Source organism: Vibrio sp. 10N.261.52.C2 (assembly GCF_041471425.1).
Taxonomy (GTDB): domain Bacteria; phylum Pseudomonadota; class Gammaproteobacteria; order Enterobacterales; family Vibrionaceae; genus Vibrio; species Vibrio crassostreae_C.
The window spans coordinates 1-1,316 of record NZ_JBFROH010000120.1; the positions used below are offsets into that span (position 1 = coordinate 1).

At 31.8% G+C, this 1,316-nt stretch carries 1 protein-coding gene; it reads left to right on the forward strand.

Features of this window, described 5'->3' with window-relative positions; genetic code table 11:
- Positions 1 to 111: 111 nt before the first annotated feature.
- Positions 112 to 624, forward strand: a complete 513-nt coding sequence (locus AB4307_RS22015; RefSeq protein ID WP_372133548.1) for a winged helix-turn-helix domain-containing protein — start codon at positions 112 to 114, stop codon at positions 622 to 624.
- Positions 625 to 1,316 lie beyond the last annotated feature (692 nt).

Consider the following 1,316-nt stretch of genomic DNA (forward strand, 5'->3'; position numbering starts at 1 on the left):
ACTTAAACAGGAACGACAGACCGTTAAATAAGTTAAATTTATATTTATTTAATGTAAATACACGGATTGTTTATGTAAAATAACGTTTAAAATCATTCACCAGAGGTTCCCATGAGGTTCGCCATTCATTCGTTCGATAAATTTGAATACAAAGGCATAGCCTATAAGGCTCCAGCTTCTGATGTTAGTATTCTGGAGAAATTAATGGCTTCTTCTCCGGATTTTGTCGAAAAAAATGAACTATTAGAAGCTGGGTGGGGAGATACGGGAGTATTACGAGACTCATCCTTACCTGTAGCTATTTCGAGATTAAGAAAACTACTCGAAAATACTGATATAGAAATACGAAATATTAGAGGTAAAGGTTATAGTATTCGATTTTTCGATGAAGGGGAGATGTCTAGTGAAAGTAGTTCTGGGAATATCAATGAAACCTCTTTTTTTTATATATTTAGCACCCTCACCTTTTCATTATTACTGAGGGCATTTGTTATGATGACTGTTATCTATATTCTATCTTTTTTTCACTCATCATATGTCGATGTGGACTGTCTCTTTATTGAAAATGAATTAAAATGCCAAAGGTTTAATTCAATTAGTTCTTCGTTTAGGGTAATTAATTAACATGCGATTCAAAATTTTTGATTATACTATAATGCTAGTTATATTTTTTTCTTTAATGACCCTTATCGTTGGGTTTATAAACTCACTAGGGTGTGACTATAAAGTAACAGTCACGAGTGATATGAAAGTTTCACATAGCCTGTGCAGAAATGGGATTGTAAACACAATTCATAACCTAAAATACAAAAACAACACCGTAGAAGTATGGCATGTCGATAGTATACAGTTAAAGATAGGAAATCAGATCATTCTAATTAATTATAATAGGAAAATGGTTTTTCAGTCTGACTCTTTAAAAAATAAAAAAACAAAAAGCACCATTTTATTCCATCTCATAAAAGCAAGGCGATTGATGTTTTTTAAGGTTTATTACAATGAAGAAAAGCTGTATTTAGTTATGAAAAGTCCAATAAAGCAGGTTTTAACTGTAGAATTTAAAGGACAACGCCTTTCATACATATAGCTATATAAATAGTAGATTTAATCATACTTTAGGTCGTGCTATGTAAATAACTATCTTTGACTCACAGGGCAAGATCATGAAAAACCCATATGGAATAAGGGGTAGCGTGAAGTGATGTTTCCACTAATTTGTACACTGAAGTCACAACAAATTCAATACATTCAAGATCGATTTGATGATCAGATTTAGGTGTGATCATATACTGTTTTTTAACAGCAGATATTTAGCC

Excerpts from the sequence above, each read along its gene's own strand:
- AB4307_RS22015 (WP_372133548.1), top strand. The coding sequence starts at position 112 with ATGAGGTTCGCCATTCATTCGTTCGATAAATTTGAATACAAAGGCATA.